Source organism: Corynebacterium gottingense, from assembly GCF_002285125.1.
GTDB lineage: Bacteria > Actinomycetota > Actinomycetes > Mycobacteriales > Mycobacteriaceae > Corynebacterium > Corynebacterium gottingense.
In genome coordinates, this window is the sequence record NZ_NSGN01000001.1 from 252,217 (window position 1) to 269,617 (window position 17,401).

A 17,401-nucleotide genomic window follows, 5' to 3' on the forward strand; every position below is an offset into this window, starting at 1 on the left:
TCGCCCGCTTACGCGACTACGAATTCCGCGTACTGGTCGGCGAGCACCTGGGGCAGACGGACGTCGATACGCGTGCCCTGCTCCTCGTACTCCTCGCGGCGCACGGTGCCCTCCTCGTGGACGTGCGAGACGACGTCGCCGCGGGTGTACGGGACGAGCATCTCCACGTGGGCGTCGAGGGTGTTGAGGAACAACTCGACTTTGCCTTCCAGCTCGGGGATGCCTTCGCCGGTAAGGGCGGAGACGAAGACAACATCGTGGCCGGAGGAATCGAAGGCGTGGCGCAGCTCTGCAAGCACAAGCGGATCAGCCTCGTCGATCTTGTTCACCACGACGATCTCCGGCGGGATTTCCTCGCCGGATTCGCGCGTAATCTCTGCCAGGACCTCGTTGACCGCCTTGATCTGCTTCAGCGGGAACGGGTCCGAGCCGTCCACCACGTGCAGCAAGAGATCCGCGTTCGTGACCTCTTCCAGCGTGGACTTGAACGCCTCGACCAGTTGCGTGGGCAGGTGGCGCACGAAACCGACGGTATCGGTGAGGACAACATTGCGGCCGTCCGCCAGCTGGGCACGCCGCGTCGAGGGGTCCAGGGTGGCAAACAGCGCGTCCTCCACCAGCACGCCCGCGTCCGTCATCGCGTTAATCAGCGAGGACTTGCCCGCGTTGGTGTAGCCAGCGATGGCAATCTTGGGCGTGGTGGAACGCTGGCGCCGCGCGCGTTTCACCTCGCGCGCCGTCTTCATCCCCTTCAGCTCGTGGCGCAGGCGCGCCATGTCCGCGCGTAGGCGGCGACGGTCTGCCTCAATACGAGTCTCACCAGGGCCGCGGAGGCCCACGCCCCCGTTGGAGCCGGCGCGACCGCCCGCCTGGCGGGACAGGTTGCCGCCCCAACCACGGGTGCGCGAGAACAGGTATTCCATCTGCGCCAGCGAGACCTGTGCCTTACCCTCTCGGCTCTTCGCGTGCTGGGCGAAGATGTCCAGGATGAGCATGGTGCGGTCGATGACCTTGGTCTTCAGCGCCTCCTCCAGCGCCACGATCTGCGAGGGCGAGAGCTCACCGTCAAAAACCACCGTGTCCGCGCCGGATGCCTGCACGATCTCGCGCAGCTCCCCGACCTTGCCGGCACCGATGTAGGTGCCCGGGTCGGGCTTGTCGCGCTTTTGGTAGATCATCTCCACGACTTCCGCGCCCGCCGTCTCCGACAGCGCAGCGAGCTCACGCATGTTCGCTTCCATCTCCGCAGTCGTGCCCTCGAGCCACGCGCCAACGAGGATCACTCGCTCAAGGCGCAGCTTGCGGTACTCAACTTCGTAGTCGTCTTCGAGCTCGTCAGTCCGAATCTCGGTGTGTTGTGTCACCCTGCGGAACGAGTTGCGCTCCTCCAAGTCGAGCGCGCCAGTCGTCGGGGCGTCAGCCCCGGGCTGCGGCGAGTTGTGCCGGAACGCCCGCTCGAGCAGCGCATCACGCGCCGCATCCTGGTCGCTCTGGTCGTCCTGTGCTCCCTGAGCACCCTGGGTGTAGAACGTTGAGGTCATTCAGTCCTTCTGGTCAGAACTTCCGGGCCGCGTGGGTTCGCGCGCCCAGCGCATTCCGAAGAATGCTTACGTTGTAGTTTACGTGTTTCTTCCAACACCGTGTGCATGCGGATCATTCCGTGCGCACAGTGCTTTGCGACGCCACCGCGACCCCGCAGTTCTCACCCCGGTGCATTCGCCGACTAGGCTGTGCTCCATGAGCGAAACTCTGAGTACCCGAGCCCAAGCGGCCACCGCGAGCAACGGCGCCCACCAGGACCTTGCTGCGATCGGCCTCGGTTTTTCCAAGTGGCAGGAAGCAGTCGAGCAGGCAATCGCCACCAACCGCCTCGAAGTCACGGGCGAGGTCCGTGGCGGGCAGCTGATTCAGTACGGCGACCCGTCGGGCGCGCAGCTCAACATCCTGGCTGTTGAGCCGTTTGCCACCTTCGCTGGCTTTGCGTCGCAAACGCGCACGTTTGCGCACATCACCCCGCTCAATGACGTCGTCGCACTGGCCGACGTTGTTGATCCGCACGGTAACACCATTTCCTCCGTTACCGTGAATCTGGCGCAGGGCCCGCTGATCGTCGACGAGCCGACGCTCCAGTGGCAGGAGCTGGGCATCACCGCACTGATGCTGGACCAGCAGCGTTTCGATTCCACCGACGCGTACCTGGCGGCCAACCCGGGTGCAGTCCTCGGCGCCGTGACCTCCCCTGGTGCGGAAGCCGTGGGCAACGGCGCGGCCACCACCCCCGACGCAGCGGCGCAGCTTTCCGCACGCGTCCTCGACGCGGAATACCGCACCTCCGAGCTGACCGGCCAGCGCTTCATCCACGCGTCCGTGGATGGCGCCTTCCCCTTCGACGTGTGCCTGCCGGACGGCGAGCTCCCGCAACGCGACTCCGTCATCGCCGGTACCGCGGTGCTCGCCGGCTCCATCCCCGCTCCGAGCGGCGGCGGGTGTGGCGGCTGTGGCGGTTCCTGTGGCTGCGGTGGGCACTAGGAATACAGACATTCGGTCCCGGCGACCCCGTTGACCCCGGCGACCCCGTTGACCCCGTTGACCCCGGTGACCCCGTTGACATGGTCCCCACACGCCGATCGAGGAGGTGACCGCACATGGATCCATCACGAAAAGACTTACTCCGCGCCTTGTGGGGCGCTCTGTTGTTCGCAGTGGCGGTCCTGCTGGTGATCTTCCTCCGGCTCCCAGGGCTCATGCTCACGCTGCTCCTCATCCCGCTCGCGCTCGCGATACACCGCCGGTACGACACGAATCCGGAGATCGCGTCGCTGAAGGCGTCGCTGCGCATCGCGCGCGACGACATGGAGGAGATCCTCCAAAGCTACGACGACCTCAAGTACGGCACGTCCACGCAGTCCGTCGCAGATCGCACGCTGCACTACCCGGCGCTGGCCAACGGCGACGTCTCGCAGCACGCCATCAGCGAGTTCCTGCTGCGCACCTCCTCGGCGCGCCGCTTCATCGCGCGCATTGACGGCTACCTGGAATCCCCGGACATTGACCGCTTCCAGCTAGAAAAGCTCATTGGCATTGCCGACGAGCGCGCGCTCGAGCTTTCCGAAGCGTGGGACGACGCCCGGCGCGTCGCACGCCAGATCGGGCCCGCGTAGCGCCGCGAGCGCACTCCCCCGCCTACAGCAACTGCTGCAGCTGCGGCGGCAGTGTAATGCCCAGCCGAGGCGCGACTGCGACTGCGCCGCCGGCGAGGAGCCCGAGCGCGGCGAGCACCCCAAGTGCAATGGCAACTGCCTTGCCCGCCGAGCTGGCCTGCTCCGTGTTTCCTGCTCTCGCCGGGGCCGCTGGGGGCGCCGCGGTGTCGACCTGGGGCTCACCTGCGGGTGCAGGACCGTCGCCGTGACGCGTGCCGACGCCTCCTTGCTGGTTCACGTCCGCTTCCGTGGGGAAGCGGACCGTCACGTTGCCGCCCTGCGCGCACGCCTTGTCTGCCTGCTTCGTCGCGGCGACGTTTGCGCGCTCGTAGGCGATGGCTGCGGGGAGGTCGACGACGCGCGGTGCTTCCTCGTTAAACCTCCTGATCTGGTCCTGCGTCAGGTCCAGCTGTTCATTAGCGGAGAAAACCTTGCCCGGGTTCTGGGCGAACTCATCCCATCCTTCGTAGCCCATTTCGGCCCACGCTGCGTTTGCGGTCTCTCCCGGGAAGAGCTCGAACTCCCACGAATTTGCCCTCCCGGACTCCACGCGCTGCAAGTACGCGTCGGTTCGGGCTTGCGCCGCGACGATGTCCGTGATTGTTCCAGCCGTATCGGGGCCGTATGCGTCCTCGAGCGACGCAACTGCGCGTTCGTATGCTGCTTCGACGTCCGGGGCGACGTCGGTAAAGTTTTCGTAGCTGATCAAGGTCTCTACCACGGACTCGTTTGCTGCTAACGCATCGAGGCGCTTGAGTTGTTCGGGCGTGAGCGTGGTTTTACTCGCAACGATGAAGAGCCGCTCCAACGCCACGGTGTCATACAACGCATACGCCTTGGCCTCGTCTTCGGTGAGGCTGACAAAGCAAGACTGCGCGCCCAGCAGCCCCGAGTCCTCCAGCGGGCCGACATCGGCGGCGTTCGCGGGTGGCGCCACTGCGGCCACTGCAACCACTGCGGCCATCGGGGCCGCTGCGCTCAGCGCGACCGCCGCGCTGGCAAGCCGCCGGGAGCTGGGTCGCTTGGTGTCCCGGTGATCGTCGTGAAGCGGACGTGCGAACGAGGCTGGGTGCATTGCGGCTACTTTCAACGAGCTTCTACTGCGCGCCGGAGGGAGAAACGGCGTCCGCAGCGGGACCGGGAAGGATGAGGTCTCCGTGTGCCACGATACGCGAGGGGCCCGTCATGCGCGCGGTTTGCTCCGAATTTGCTGAGTCTTCACTGATTGCAACTTCCACCGCACCGCCGGGGACGCGCACGGTGACGGTCCCAGCCGTCTCGCCCGCGGCACGCAGCGCGGCGGTTGCGGCGGCGACGGTGCCGGTCCCGCAGGAGCGGGTCTCTCCTACGCCACGCTCCCAGACGCGCATGGAACATTGTCCGTCGCGCGCTTCGGTGAGGAGCTCCACGTTGACGCCCTCCGGGAACACGGCAGCGTCAAACTCGGGAGCGGACAGCTCCATGGCTGCGAGTTCCTCAGGGGTCATGCCGGGTACGACCGCAGCGAGGTGCGGGTTTCCCACATCGACGGCGACGCCTTCGAAGGTGCGCGATCCGATGGTCGCCCACGAGTCAGCCCCAGCGCGCACGGTGCCCATGCCGACGGCAACGACGGCGTCGCGCTCGTCGAAGCGCACGACGTGGATGTGCTTCACTCCTGCGCGGGTGTGCACGTCAAAGTCGTCGGCGGGTTCGAGGCCCTCGGCCTTGAGCACGTGGGCGAATGCGCGGATGCCGTTGCCGCACATCTCAGCGATCGAGCCGTCGGCGTTGCGGTAGTCCATGAACCAGGTGCCGTCGATACGCACGACGCGCAGCAGGCCGTCGCCGCCGATCCCGGCGCGGCGGTTGCACAGCCAGGCAACCTGTTCGGGGGCGAGGTCGAGCTGATTGTCGACGTCTACGAGTACGACAAAGTCATTTTCTGTCGCGTGGGCTTTGATGAACTGTTGCGGCTGAGTCATGGTTGCGAGTCTAGACGCAGCGCGCCCAGCGCCTGGTCAAGCGTCTCTCCCGACGCGGCGTCGAGCCACGCGATGCGGTGGTCCCGGTTGAACCACGAACGCTGGCGGCGCACGTAGCGGCGCGTGCCGGTCACCGTGCGCTCGACGGCCTCGTCGTGGGAAAGCTTGCCTGCCATCATGTCGAGGACCTGGGCGTAGCCGATGGCGCGCCCGGCGGTGGAGTCGCGGACGAGCCCGTCACCGATGAGCGATTCGACCTCGTCGATGAGGCCGCGCTCGAACATGAGGTGCGCGCGTTGTTCCACACGCGGGTTGAGCCACTCGGCGTTCGTGCGCAGCCCCACGATGCGTGTCCCCCAGCGCGGCGGCGCGTCCTTTGGCGGCTGGGACGCCTGGAAGGGCTTCCCGGTCAGCTCGATGACCTCGAGCGCGCGCACCGTGCGTCGCGGGTCCTTGTCCTCGATGACGCGGGCGGCTTCGGGGTCGATCGCGGCGAGCTCGTCGTGCAGCGCGTCGGTGCCGATGGCGAGCCTGCGGTCCTCGTACTTTTGGCGAACTGCGGGGTCGGTGGGCGGGAACGTCCAGGCGTCGATAAGCGACTGCACGTACAGCATCGAACCGCCGACGAGGACGGGGACCTTGCCGCGCGCCATGATCTCCTCAACGGTGGCGACGGCGAGTGCCTGATACTCGGCCACGGACGCGGTCTTGGTGACGGGCCAGATGTCCAGCAAGTGGTGTGGGATGCCGCCGCGCTCGTCGGGGCCGAGCTTGGCGGTGCCGATGTCCATACCCCGGTAGAGCTGCATGGAGTCGACGTTGACCACTTCCCCGCCGACGTGCGAGGCGAGCGCGATGCCCAGGTCGGACTTTCCGGACGCCGTGGGGCCAACGACAGCGATCGGGCTGACCGAGCTCTCGGGTGCGTGAGTCATGCGACCTCCCACAGCGCGACGTAGCGGCCGACGCCGAGCGACGCGTCCGAATCAACTAACTGGCTGCTCACCCGGTTGAGCCGGGCGAGTTCGAACCACAGCCCCGGCTCGAGCACGCCAAGCTCCTCCAAGTTTTCGGGCAGCGCGACGTCCTCGCCGTCGGCGAAACGCTCCATTGCGCGGTGCAGTTCCGGAGCTCCGTAGATGAGCGCGAGCGGCGCGCGCTCGGTCAGGCCCGCCGACCCGTCCGCCACGACGATGGTGAGCACGCCTGGGTCAGGTGCTCCCACGTGGCTGCGCACCTCACGCACGCGGGTGCTCCGGCCGGCCAGCGAGGGTTGCGCGAGCGCGTAGCGGGCGACGAGCTCCGGCAGGTAGTTTCCCTCGCCGACGCTGACCTGTGGTGCGCCCCACGCGGCGAAGGAGCCAGTATGGGCGGTGTAGTGCTTCTGGTTGCGCGGGCAGACAATGTCAATGGTCGCCGCTGTTTCTCGGGCACCTGAGGCGCCGAGGGCGTCTACCGCCTGCCCAACCGCCGTGCCGATCGCGCCGAGCACCCGCCGGGAGGGTTCGTGGGCCCCGGCGAGGGCGTCAACCAGGGCCGGCGACCCCGGCATGATGAGGACCTGTGCGCTGTGTTTCACCCGCACCACTCTAGTTGGCGTGCTCGGCGCGCAACCGGGTGGGAGGTCCGCTCCCGGAGCAAGGTTTGGCCGCGCAGCTGCCGGTACCCCTGTAAAGTTTGAGGAAGCACTCGCCACGCGGCGCCCTACAACGGACGCCGCGTGGCACTGGCAGCCGCGTCGCGCGGCACTTTGAACGTAGGGAAAGGACCTGCAATGACCACCTCGGACCAGACACCGAAGCCAGCTCCGAAGCCCGGGGCGACCCCCGCTCCGAAGCCGGGCGTGAAACCTTCACCGGCCGCGATGCCGAACCGCTCGCCCAAGCCCGGTCCCGTGCCTGGTTCCGCAAACCCGCAGGCTGCCACCCCGTCCCCCGTCCCGCCGAAGGCGCCCGCGGTGCCCACCGCTGACCCGTCCAAGTTTGGTCGCATCGATGAGCACGGCGCGGTCTTTGTCACGCGCGGTGGCACGGAGCGCCAAATCGGCTCCTGGCAGGCAGGGACACCGGAGGAAGGCCTGGCGCACTACGGCCAGCGCTTCGACGACCTGGTCACCGAGGTCGAGCTGATCGAATCCCGCCTGGCAGCCCACCCGGACGACGCCGCGCAGCTTCGCCAGCGGGCCGAGGCGCTGAAGTCGACGCTGGACGAGCAGGCGGTCATCGGCGACCTGGACGCCCTGGACGCGCGACTGGACGCGGTCATCGCGGCATCGTACGTCGCCGGCCAACAGGCCCAGGAGGCGAAGGCGCAGCGCCGCGCCGACGCCATCGCCAGGAAGGAGGCGCTCGCGGCGGAGGCGGAGGAGCTCGCCGAAAACTCCAATGAGTGGAAGGCCGCGGGCGATCGCATTCGCGCCATCCTCGAAGAGTGGCGCACCATTCGCGGCATCGACCACAAGACGGACGACCAGCTGTGGAAGCGCTACTCGCGCGCCCGCGACGCGTTCAACCGTCGCCGCGGCTCCCACTTCGCCGAGCTGGACCGCAACCGCGCCGCCGCCAAGCGCGCCAAGGAGGAGCTGGTCGTGCGCGCCGAGGCCCTGCAGGACTCCACCGATTGGAACGAGACCGCGCGCGCGTACCGCGACCTCATGAAGGAGTGGAAGGCGGCCGGACGCGCCCCACGCGACGCCGACGACAAGCTGTGGGCCAAGTTCCGGGCGGCACAAGACAAGTTCTTCGGCGCCCGCGACGCCGTCAACGCCGAACGAGACCGCGAGTTTGCAGCGAACGCCCAGGCCAAGGACGCGCTCATCGCAGAATACGAGCCGCTCATTGACCCGTCGAAGGGCCTCGGCGGCGCCAAGGCGAAGCTGCGCGAGCTGCAGGACAAGTGGGATGAGATTGGCTACGTCCCCCGCGGAAAGGTCCGCGAGTACGAGGACAAGATCGGCGCGCTCGAGCAGCGCGTCGCAGATGCAGAGGAATCCCGCTGGCGCAAGACCGACCCGGCAGCACAGGCCAAGGCAAACCAGTTCCAGGTCAAGGCAGATGACCTGACCAAGCAGGCTGAGGCTGCAGAGCAGCAGGGTGACGCGAACAAGGCCACAGAGCTGCGCGAGCAGGCCGCCCAATGGCAGGAGTTCGCCGACGTGGCGTCCAAGGCGGTCAACGACAACTAGTGCTCGCCCCGCAACTCTTCGCGCCCCGCCCCGACGCCCACACTCCGCACGCTGCCGCAGACAACGCGGCACACGACGCGGCGGCCGCCGTCGTCGGGGCGTACGCGTTCTCCGCCACCCTTGCCATCCAGGACATCACCGGCATGGCCACCTCAGGCGTCACCGCGTCGCACATTGCGAAACGCCTCGAGCCGTCCGCTGAGTCCGCTGCGTACCTCTTCGCGCTCACAGATGCGCGTGCACCGCGCCCCGTCACCGACCTCGGATACCCCGAGTTGTTCGCAGACGACCTCGAGCACGTCCAGGCGTGGGTCTTCGTCTCCCTGCCGCTCCTCGAGGACCTCACCGTCATCGAGGCAAACATCACCCTTGACGCCGCGATCGCACCCCTGCCAGGAGAACCCATCCCGGACGAACCATGGCGTGCCGCACTCTCGCTTGTCGACGCCCTGTCGACCCAACTCGAGCGCCCCACCAGACACATCTGGGTAACCCATGCGCCGGGCGAATTTACCCCACCGGCCGCCGAGGAATTCGGCTACGCGCCCGCGTTCCGCGAGGATCAGGCGACGTTCCCGGTCGAGCACATCTCGGCACTCCCCACTCCCGCCGGTGACATCCATGTCGTGGAAGGCCCCGGGTTCCGCACGAACCGCACCGGCGCGCCGGGCGAGGCGCAGCAATTCGGCCGGTTGCTTACCGCAGCCTCACGCGACTACCCGCGCGGCGACCTGCGCCTGGAAACCATCGAGTGGGACCTCCAGCGCATCACTGACGCGGGTGCCAGGCTGACCGACCGCGGCGGTGTGCAGCTCACTGGGATCGTTCGTGCCGCGGGCGAGATCGCCGGACTATGCGAGGTTGTCCGCTACCTTTCGGATGACCCGAAGGTCTGCGAGCTTGGGCTCGTCTACGTGCTGCCCGAGCATCGCGGTCGCGGCCTCGGCGCGGGGCTCATTCGCGCCACGCTCGAGCACGCGCGGGATGTGTGGGAGGACCTGGAGACCGCCTACTGCTCGTACCCCGCCGGTTCCGCAGCTGCGGGATCCATCATGCGGGCGCTCTCCGCCGAGTCTGCCTCCGCCACGACAGCGTGGCAAAAGCTCGAGGAGACGGATTAGCTGCGCGGCCGGTAGAGTGCGTTCGCGGCGGACGACGTTGCCGCCGAGCCGACCAGCACCAGAATGGTGTAGAGGATGCCGGTGATGCCCAGCATCTGCAGCAGCCACCCGAAAAAGAGGGCACCGACAACGGCGCCGCCGATCGAAACAACCCAACGCATACACAAGTCCTTCCGTGCGTGGAACAGGTAAAGTCCGGCTCTCCACCATACCGATTCTCCGCTCCGCGCGGGTCGGCCCCGGTCAGTGCACCTAGTCCGTGGGGTGTTTGCGGTGGCGTTCGGCGGCCCGGGCGCGGCGATCGTCGATAAGCAGCGGGTTCTCGCTGTATCCCTGGGCCTGGCGGGTGGCTTCCTGCTGGGCCTTGGCCACGTCGTCGGTGTCGTCGAGCAGCGCGCGGCGCTCACCGGCCGCCCGCTGGGCTGCGTCGCGGCGGGTGATCACCGGGCTGAAGGCGAACGTGGCCACTGCAACCGCGAGGATGGCCAGGTAGCTGCCCGGGCCGTGGTGAAATCCCTGGTCAAACGCATCGCTTGTGCGGCGAAGCCACAGCGCGAGCACAGACGCAAACAGTGCGACCGTCGTGAGCATCCACGCGGGCGCGGCGAAGACGAAGCGGCGGGTGGCCAGCGCCACCGTCGTGAGCACGCCCAGCCCGGCCAGCGACAGCCACAGGAACACGGTCTCCGTGAGCTTCGCCTGAACGCTTGCCGACGCCTCCGTAACCCCCACGAACTGCCAGCCGCTCACCCCGCCCGCAAACGGGAGGAAGAGTGCAATGAGGTACACCACGACGCAGCCAGCAAGCACCCAGAACCCCGCGTTGACCGGGATGGTCGCGCCCGCCGCCTTCTCGGCGCGTGCGGCCTGCTTGGCATCGCCGCCCTTGTAGGTGTGGGCGGCCGCGCTCTGCTCGGCGAGCCGATTGTCCTCGGGGTGTGGTGCCTGCGCCATAGTGGCCTCCAATGAGTGTGCGTGGAAGTGGTTCGGGCAGTGAGTCTAGTTGCAGCCGCACGCGCCGCCCGCTGCGGCGGTGCCGGTTGCGGGGTCCGCGTTAGTGGCGGGGCGGCCGATCGTCGGCAAGCCCAAGCCCACCCCGACCGGCGCCGTGGTGGGCACCTCACCTGCGGCCGAGTTATCGCCCGCCTTGGTGCGGCGGTGCGAGCGCACACCCGAATCCGCGATGAGGAAGTGGGGCTTGGAGTCAGTCACGGTCACGTGGACGATGTCTCCCGGGCGGATCTCGCCATTGATGTTGCCCTCGGGTGTGAAGTGCACGAGTCGGCCGTCACGGGCACAGCCGGACATGCGGTGGGTCCGGTCGTTCTTGCGGCCCCCGTCGGCCTGGACGAGCAGCTCCTGGTCGGTGCCCACCAGCTTCGCGTTCTCCTCCTCGCTAATACGCTCCTGCAGGGCGACGAGGCGCTCGAACCTGTCCTGCACGACCTCCTTCGGCACCTGGTCCTCCATCTCCGCGGCCGGGGTCCCGGGGCGCGGCGAGTACTGGAAGGTAAACGCCGAGCTGAAGCGCGCCTGCTCCACCACGTCGAGGGTGCCTTGGAAGTCCTCTTCGGTCTCGCCGGGGAAGCCGACGATGATGTCGGTGGTGATCGCCGCGTGCGGGAGCTTTTCACGCACCTCGTCGAGAATTCCGAGGAACTTCTTGGTGCGGTAGGAGCGGCGCATGTCCTTGAGCACCTTGTCCGAGCCGGACTGCAGCGGCATGTGCAGCTGCGGGCACACGTTCGGCGTCTCCGCCATCGCGTCGATGACATCAGAGGTGAACTCGGCTGGGTGCGGAGAGGTGAAGCGCACCCGCTCGAGCCCCTCGATGTCGCCGCAGGCGCGCAGGAGCTTGGAAAACGCGGAACGGTCGCGCTCCAGGTCCTGGTCGACAAAGTTCACTCCGTACGCATTCACGTTCTGGCCCAGGAGCGTAATCTCGGACACCCCCTGGTCCACCAGCGCCTGGACCTCTGCCAGGATGTCGCCGGGCCGGCGGTCCGCTTCCTTGCCACGCAGGCTCGGCACGATGCAGAAGGTGCACGTGTTGTTACAGCCGACGGACACGGACACCCAGCCCGCGTAAGAGGACTCGCGCTTCGCCGGCAGTACGGACGGGAAGACCTCGAGGGACTCGACGATCTCCACCTGCGCCTCGTCTTCCACACGAGCGCGGTCCAGCAGCGCGGGCAGCGCCGACAGGTTGTGGGTGCCAAACACTGCATCGACCCAGGGGGCCTTTTCCAGGACCGTGTCCCGGTCCTTTTGCGCCAGGCAGCCACCGACGGCGATCTGCATGCCGGGGTGCGCTTCCTTGGTCTTCTTCAACTGGCCGAGCGTGCCATAGAGGCGCTTGTCCGCGTTTTCGCGCACCGCGCACGTGTTAAAGACCACGAGGTCGGCTTCGGTCTCCTGCTCCGCGGCGACGTATCCGGCGCGTTCAAGCATGCCGGAAAGCCGCTCCGAGTCATGCACGTTCATCTGGCAGCCGAAGGTGCGCACCTCGTAGGTGCGACCGGCTCCACCGCTGGTCACTTCTTGCCCCTGAAGATTCTGTTGCTGCGTCACGGTTGCACAGTGTATCGCCGCCAACGCCCGCAGCATAACCGGGAATTCCACCACCCGCGCCGCTCGAGTTACCCACAGTTTGGGGGAGGTTTACTCAAAGTTTCACAAAAGCATGTCACAGATCACTCACATCGGCTAAATGTTATATGCATGACACAGGCTATTGAACCCATGATTCTCATGGAGGGCGTGCAGAAGTATTTCGGTGACTTCCACGCCCTGACTGACATCAATCTCACCGTTCCCAGAGGCGAGGTTGTCGTCGTGCTTGGCCCATCCGGGTCCGGCAAGTCAACCCTGTGTCGCACGATCAACCGCCTCGAAACCATCGAGGAAGGCTCGATCCACATCGACGGCAAGCTCCTTCCTGAGGAAGGGAAAGACCTTGCCAAGCTGCGCGCCGACGTGGGCATGGTGTTCCAACAGTTCAACCTGTTCCCGCACCTGACCATCCGTGACAACGTCACGCTCGGCCCCATCAAGGTGCGCAAGCACAGCAAATCGGACGCAGTCAACCGCGCGAACGAGCTGCTCGACCGGGTTGGCATTGGCAACCAGTCAGGCAAGTACCCGGCGCAGCTTTCCGGCGGTCAGCAGCAGCGCGTCGCTATCGCGCGTGCCCTGGCCATGGACCCGAAGGTCATGCTTTTCGACGAACCCACGTCCGCCCTCGACCCCGAGATGGTGGGAGAAGTCCTGGACGTCATGAGCGAACTCGCTGCATCCGGCATGACCATGGTCGTAGTCACACACGAAATGGGCTTCGCCCGCAAAGTGGCGGACCGGATCCTCTTCATGGCTGACGGCGAGATTGTGGAGGACTCCGACCCAGAATCCTTCTTTACCAACCCGCAGTCGGATCGTGCCAAGGACTTCCTGGCCAAAATCCTTCCGCATTAACCCCCTACGCCCTTCCCTTCCCCTCATCCCAATCCCAAAGGAGACCACTTATGAACCGCATCTTCCGCGCCCTGGCAACCACGTCCATCGCAGCGCTCACCGCCACCATGCTCGTCGCGTGCGGCGGCACCTCGAGCGAGAGCGGCGACGGCCTACTCGCCCAAATTGAGGCGGGCAACGTCACCCTGGGCACCAAGTATGACCAGCCGGGCCTCGGCCTGCGCGAAGCAGACGGCTCCATGACCGGCCTGGACGTGGAAATCATGACCTACGTGGTCAATTCCATCGCCGATGCGAACGGCTGGGAGCACCCTGAAATCACCTGGCGCGAAACCCCATCAGCGCAGCGCGAAACCCTGATCCAAAACGGCGAGGTCGCCGCCATCGGCGCAACCTACTCCATTAACTCTTCTCGCGCAGAGGCCGTGAGCTTCGGCGGCCCCTACCTGCTCACCCACCAGGGGCTGCTCGTGCGCAGCGAGGGTAATGACATCAACAGCCTGGATGACCTTGACGGCCGCATCCTGTGCTCCGTCACCGGCTCCACCCCGGCGCAGAAGGTCAAGGACGCGCTCCCCGGAGTGCAGCTCCAGGAGTACGACACTTACTCCTCGTGCGTCGAGGCGCTGCGCAACGGCAACGTCGACGCGCTGACCACAGACAACACTATTTTGGGCGGCTACGCGGCCCAGTCCCCGGGCGACTTCAAGGTCGTGGAGCTGGAAAAGGACGGCGAGCCGTTTACCAACGAGCACTACGGCATCGGCGTGACCAAGGACGACACCGAAACCGTCGACGCCATCAATACCGCGCTCGAGGCTATGTACGAGGACGGCTCCTTTGACACGTTCGTCAACGAAAACCTCGAGGGCGGCGTAGGTGTCGAGCAGGACAAGCCGGGCGACCTGTCCTTCCTGGAGCAGTAGGCGCTCCCACGCGCCCGCGCGCCCCGCGCCAGCCCCCAATCTACTCACCGCACTGCACCGAGGAGTCAACTATGGACGCCCTATGGGCCGACCTGCTGCCAAAGCTTTGGCCCGCATTTTTCACCACAATCCGGCTCACCGTCTATTCGGCCATCGGCGCGATGCTCTTAGGCACGCTGCTGACGGCAATGCGCGTCTCGCCGGTCGGTGTGTTGCGCGGGCTCGCCACCACCTACATCGAAACGGTGCGAAACACCCCACTCACCCTGGTTGTGCTCTTCTGCTCGTTCGGTCTGTACCAAAACCTCGGGCTTGAACTGGCCAGCAGGGACTCCTCGACGTTCATCGCGGACCAGAACTTCCGCCTGGCGGTGCTCGGCTTCATCCTGTACACCAGCTGTTTCGTCGCCGAGTCGCTCCGAAGCGGCATCAACACCGTCCACTTCGGCCAGGCCGAAGCTGCCCGCTCATTGGGCTTGAGCTTCGGGCAAATATTCTCGCTCATTATTTTCCCGCAGGCCGTCCGCGCGGCGATCGTGCCACTGGGCAACACGCTGATCGCGCTGACCAAGAATACGACCATCGCGTCAGTCATTGGTGTCGCCGAGGCATCGCTGCTGATGAAGTCCACGATCGAGTTCCACGCCAACGAGCTCTTCGTCGTCTTCGGCGTCTTCGCCGCCGGGTTCCTCATCCTCACCCTGCCGATGGGCCTCGCCCTGGGCTGGCTTTCTGACCGATTGGCGGTGAAGCGCTAATGTCCGTACGCGCAACAGTTCTTTACGACGCCCCCGGCCCCAACGCCGTCAAACGCAACTACATCTACACCGCTGTCACCATCGCCGTCCTCGCTGCGGCCGCGTGGTGGGTGATGAGCACGCTCGCCAGCAACGGCCAGCTCGAGGCCGCAAAGTGGACCCCCTTTGTCCAGGCCAACACCTGGACCACCTACATCTTGCCTGGAATCCTCGGCACACTGAAAGCAGCTGCGCTCTCCATCGTCTTCGCCATCGTCTTCGGCGTGATCTTCGGCCTCGGCCGACTCGCCCAAACCAAGGTGGTGCGCTGGTTGTGCGGCGTGATCATTGAGTTCTTCCGCGCCATCCCAGTGCTCATGCTCATGATCTTCCTGTACCAGCTCTTCGCGGTATTCAAGATCGTTCCTCCGAAAGGGCTCGCGTTCTGGGCCGTCGTCATCGCGCTGACGCTCTACAACGGCGCCGTCATCGCCGAGATCCTTCGCGCCGGCATCAAGTCGCTCCCGCGCGGGCAGTCGGAGGCAGCGCAGGCCTTGGGCATGTCGCACTGGCAGACCATGTGGCAGATCCTGCTCCCCCAGTCCGTCGCCGCAATGCTGCCGGCGCTCATCTCTCAGATGGTCATTGCGCTGAAGGACTCGGCACTGGGCTACCAGATCGGCTACATCGAAGTTGTCCGTTCGGGCACCCAGGTCGCGTCCGCGAACAAGAACTACATCCCTGCGCTCATCGTCGTGGCAATCATCATGATCGCCATCAACTTCCTGCTCACCCGCTTGGCGTCACGCGTTGAGCACCAGCTTCGCGCAGGTCGCGCGCGCCGCAACCCCTTTGCCAAGGTTCCCGAGGAGCACAATCAGGGCCTGGAAACCAAAGACAACGTCAACGTGGACTGGCACAACCCCAACTACACCAAGGTTGCCAACCCCGACGAGTAGACGCGGGGCATCGCCTCTCGACGCCACGCCCCAAGTCACTCACTCCCCCTCGAGCTCCGCGAGGCGCTGCTCAAGCACCTCGCGGCCCAGGCGCAGCGCCATCCCCTCGGGGAAGCCACGGCGCGCCATCGCGCCGACGATGCGTCGCAACACCTTGTCGTACTCGGCCCGCTCGTCGGGGCGGTGCCTCACCTGGCGGGCCTTCTTCTCTGCCACCGCCCGCGCGGTGGCCTCCTCGTCTGCTTCACTGAGCTGCGCTAGGGCTTCGGCACGATCGGCCTGAGCCACGCCCTTTTGCTGCAGCTCCCTGTCCAGGAACCGCGATGACTTCCCGCGCCGTTTCGCGCGCTGCCGCACCCACTCGTGGGCGAACGCGGCGTCGTTGAGCAGCCCGGAACCCTGTAACTGGTCAAGAACGTCCTCAACGAGCTCTGACTCGAACTCCGCGCGCAGGAGGCGGGAGCGCAGCTCGTCGCGGGAGCGCGCCCGCTGGTCGAGCAGCCCCAGCGCCCGCTTTCGCACTGGGGCCAGGGCCTCCTCCCGGGTACGGTCGAAGAGCTGGTTGCTCCCCTCGCCGCGTTCGTAGGCCTCGACGGCCTCCTTGAGCTGCTCAAGTTTTTCCGGGTCAGGCTGGGCCGGCCCCCGATCGCGTGGGCCCGCCACTACTTCGCGTCAGCGGCGGACGCACCGGCCGGGGCACCGTCGCCGACCTCGTCGTCGTCAAAGTCGACGTTGGGGACCATATCCACGGGATCGTCGCTAAGCTCATCGCCCTCGCTGTTGTTGGACTTGGCGTACGCGCCGACGCCGAGGGCCTGGAAGATCTTGTCCTCGATCTCATTGGCCAGGTCCGGGTTGTCCTTGAGGAAGTTGCGGGCCTTCTCCTTGCCCTGGCCGAGCTGGTCGCCCTCATAGGTAAACCAGGAGCCGGACTTCTTGACGATACCGTTGTCCACGCCGAGGTCAATGATGGAGGACTCGCGGGAGATGCCCTCGCCGTACATGATGTCGAACTCGGCGATCTTGAACGGCGGCGAGACCTTGTTCTTCACAATCTTCATCTTGGTGCGGTTACCAATGGAATCCTGGCCGTCCTTCAGGGTCTGGATTCGACGCACGTCACAACGCACGGAGGCGTAGAACTTCAGCGCCTTACCGCCGGTAGTGGTCTCCGGCGAGCCGAACATCACACCGATCTTCTCGCGCAGCTGGTTAATAAAGATCGCGGTGGTGCCGGAGTTGTACAGCGCACCGGTCATCTTACGCAGCGCCTGTGACATCAGGCGGGCCTGGAGGCCGACGTGGGAGTCGCCCATCTCGCCCTCGATTTCCGCCTTCGGCGTCAGCGCCGCGACGGAGTCTATCACGATGATGTCGATGGCGCCGGAGCGCACCAGCATGTCCGCAATCTCCAGGGCCTGCTCACCGGTATCCGGTTGGGACACCAGCAGGTTATCGGTGTCCACGCCGAGCTTGCGCGCGTACTCCGGGTCGAGCGCGTGCTCCGCGTCAATGAACGCGGCAATACCGCCGGCGCGCTGGGCGGACGCGATTGCGTGCAGCGCCACCGTCGTCTTACCGGAGGATTCCGGCCCGTAGATCTCTACGACACGGCCGCGGGGCCAGCCTCCGATGCCGAGGGCGACGTCAATCGCAGTATTGCCCGAAGAAATGGACTGGATTGGCGGACGGTTATCGTCTCCAAGACGCATAATCGCGCCCTTGCCAAAGTCCTTCTCAATCCGAGCCATCGCCGCATCGAGCGCGTTTTGACGTTCGTTGCCGCTATTCGCGGCAGCCTTCTTCTTCGCAGCCATGTTGTTCTCCTTTATGTCTTTC

Annotated in this window: 18 protein-coding genes; 8 read left to right on the forward strand and 10 right to left on the reverse strand. The window is 66.1% G+C overall.

Annotated elements, in window-relative coordinates:
• Positions 1–8 precede the first annotated feature (8 nt).
• Positions 9–1,541: a GTPase HflX gene (gene hflX, locus CKJ82_RS01215; protein WP_095277259.1), complete on the reverse strand. Its 1,533-nt coding sequence runs from the start codon at positions 1,539–1,541 to the stop codon at positions 9–11.
• A gap of 196 nt (positions 1,542–1,737) precedes the next feature.
• Here hflX and CKJ82_RS01220 point away from each other — a divergent pair, with 196 nt between their 5' ends.
• Positions 1,738–2,529 carry a hypothetical protein gene (locus CKJ82_RS01220; protein WP_095536698.1) on the forward strand — a complete coding sequence of 264 codons (792 nt, stop codon included), beginning with the start codon at positions 1,738–1,740 and terminating at the stop codon, positions 2,527–2,529.
• A gap of 116 nt (positions 2,530–2,645) precedes the next feature.
• A complete protein-coding gene (locus tag CKJ82_RS01225) occupies positions 2,646–3,161 on the forward strand; it encodes a hypothetical protein (protein WP_095277264.1) in 516 nt (171 codons plus the stop codon).
• A 22-nt stretch (positions 3,162–3,183) separates the two neighbouring features.
• On the opposite strand, the gene CKJ82_RS01230 is transcribed toward CKJ82_RS01225, so the two are convergent.
• The 4 genes from CKJ82_RS01230 to CKJ82_RS01245 are packed head-to-tail and all read right to left on the reverse strand — an operon-like array spanning position 3,184 to position 6,743.
• Positions 3,184–4,275 (reverse strand): hypothetical protein, encoded by a 1,092-nt coding sequence (locus tag CKJ82_RS01230; protein ID WP_133063989.1) that lies wholly within the window; start codon positions 4,273–4,275, stop codon positions 3,184–3,186.
• 22 nt (positions 4,276–4,297) lie between these two features.
• On the reverse strand, positions 4,298–5,164 hold the full coding sequence (gene dapF / locus CKJ82_RS01235) for a diaminopimelate epimerase (RefSeq protein WP_095536700.1): 867 nt from the start codon (positions 5,162–5,164) through the stop codon (positions 4,298–4,300).
• Positions 5,161–6,099, reverse strand: a complete 939-nt coding sequence (gene miaA / locus CKJ82_RS01240; RefSeq protein WP_095536701.1) for a tRNA (adenosine(37)-N6)-dimethylallyltransferase MiaA — start codon at positions 6,097–6,099, stop codon at positions 5,161–5,163. The genes dapF and miaA overlap by 4 nt, the downstream gene beginning before the upstream one ends.
• On the reverse strand, positions 6,096–6,743 hold the full coding sequence (locus CKJ82_RS01245; protein ID WP_240510636.1) for a hypothetical protein: 648 nt from the start codon (positions 6,741–6,743) through the stop codon (positions 6,096–6,098). Before CKJ82_RS01245 ends, miaA begins: the two co-directional genes overlap by 4 nt.
• Before the next feature lie 195 nt (positions 6,744–6,938).
• Here CKJ82_RS01245 and CKJ82_RS01250 point away from each other — a divergent pair, with 195 nt between their 5' ends.
• Together CKJ82_RS01250 and CKJ82_RS01255 are read left to right on the forward strand one after the other, a co-directional pair.
• Positions 6,939–8,348: a DUF349 domain-containing protein gene (locus CKJ82_RS01250; protein WP_165765351.1), complete on the forward strand. Its 1,410-nt coding sequence runs from the start codon at positions 6,939–6,941 to the stop codon at positions 8,346–8,348.
• Complete coding sequence (locus CKJ82_RS01255) at positions 8,348–9,469, forward strand: GNAT family N-acetyltransferase (RefSeq protein ID WP_240510637.1); 1,122 nt, start codon at positions 8,348–8,350, stop codon at positions 9,467–9,469. The genes CKJ82_RS01250 and CKJ82_RS01255 overlap by 1 nt, the downstream gene beginning before the upstream one ends.
• Here the strand turns inward: CKJ82_RS01255 and CKJ82_RS01260 are convergent.
• The 3 genes from CKJ82_RS01260 to miaB form a co-directional block, all read right to left on the reverse strand.
• Entirely contained in the window at positions 9,466–9,630 is a 165-nt protein-coding gene (locus tag CKJ82_RS01260) for a glycerol dehydrogenase (RefSeq protein WP_095277275.1), read from the reverse strand. The two genes, CKJ82_RS01255 and CKJ82_RS01260, sit on opposite strands and share 4 nt — an antisense overlap.
• A 91-nt stretch (positions 9,631–9,721) precedes the next feature.
• The gene (locus CKJ82_RS01265; RefSeq protein WP_240510638.1) at positions 9,722–10,423 is read right to left on the reverse strand and encodes an Rv2732c family membrane protein; all 702 of its coding nucleotides are present in this window, start codon (positions 10,421–10,423) and stop codon (positions 9,722–9,724) included.
• Between the two features lie 45 nt (positions 10,424–10,468).
• Positions 10,469–12,055: a tRNA (N6-isopentenyl adenosine(37)-C2)-methylthiotransferase MiaB gene (gene miaB, locus CKJ82_RS01270; RefSeq protein ID WP_420838540.1), complete on the reverse strand. Its 1,587-nt coding sequence runs from the start codon at positions 12,053–12,055 to the stop codon at positions 10,469–10,471.
• 156 nt (positions 12,056–12,211) lie between these two features.
• On the opposite strand from miaB, the gene gluA reads away from it, so the two are divergent.
• From gluA to CKJ82_RS01290, 4 genes are all read left to right on the forward strand, one after another.
• The gene (gene gluA / locus CKJ82_RS01275; protein ID WP_165765357.1) at positions 12,212–12,940 is read left to right on the forward strand and encodes a glutamate ABC transporter ATP-binding protein GluA; all 729 of its coding nucleotides are present in this window, start codon (positions 12,212–12,214) and stop codon (positions 12,938–12,940) included.
• A gap of 50 nt (positions 12,941–12,990) precedes the next feature.
• A complete protein-coding gene (locus tag CKJ82_RS01280; protein WP_095536705.1) occupies positions 12,991–13,866 on the forward strand; it encodes a glutamate ABC transporter substrate-binding protein in 876 nt (291 codons plus the stop codon).
• A gap of 71 nt (positions 13,867–13,937) precedes the next feature.
• Entirely contained in the window at positions 13,938–14,624 is a 687-nt protein-coding gene (gene gluC, locus CKJ82_RS01285) for a glutamate ABC transporter permease GluC (RefSeq protein WP_095534755.1), read from the forward strand.
• Complete coding sequence (locus CKJ82_RS01290; RefSeq protein ID WP_095536706.1) at positions 14,624–15,562, forward strand: amino acid ABC transporter permease; 939 nt, start codon at positions 14,624–14,626, stop codon at positions 15,560–15,562. The genes gluC and CKJ82_RS01290 overlap by 1 nt, the downstream gene beginning before the upstream one ends.
• 39 nt (positions 15,563–15,601) lie before the next feature.
• Here CKJ82_RS01290 and recX read toward each other — a convergent pair whose 3' ends face one another.
• On the reverse strand, positions 15,602–16,225 hold the full coding sequence (recX, locus tag CKJ82_RS01295; RefSeq protein WP_095536707.1) for a recombination regulator RecX: 624 nt from the start codon (positions 16,223–16,225) through the stop codon (positions 15,602–15,604).
• Positions 16,225–17,379, reverse strand: coding sequence for a recombinase RecA (recA, locus tag CKJ82_RS01300; protein ID WP_095277290.1), 1,155 nt, complete (start codon positions 17,377–17,379; stop codon positions 16,225–16,227). The genes recX and recA overlap by 1 nt, the downstream gene beginning before the upstream one ends.
• Between the last annotated feature and the right edge of the window lie 22 nt (positions 17,380–17,401).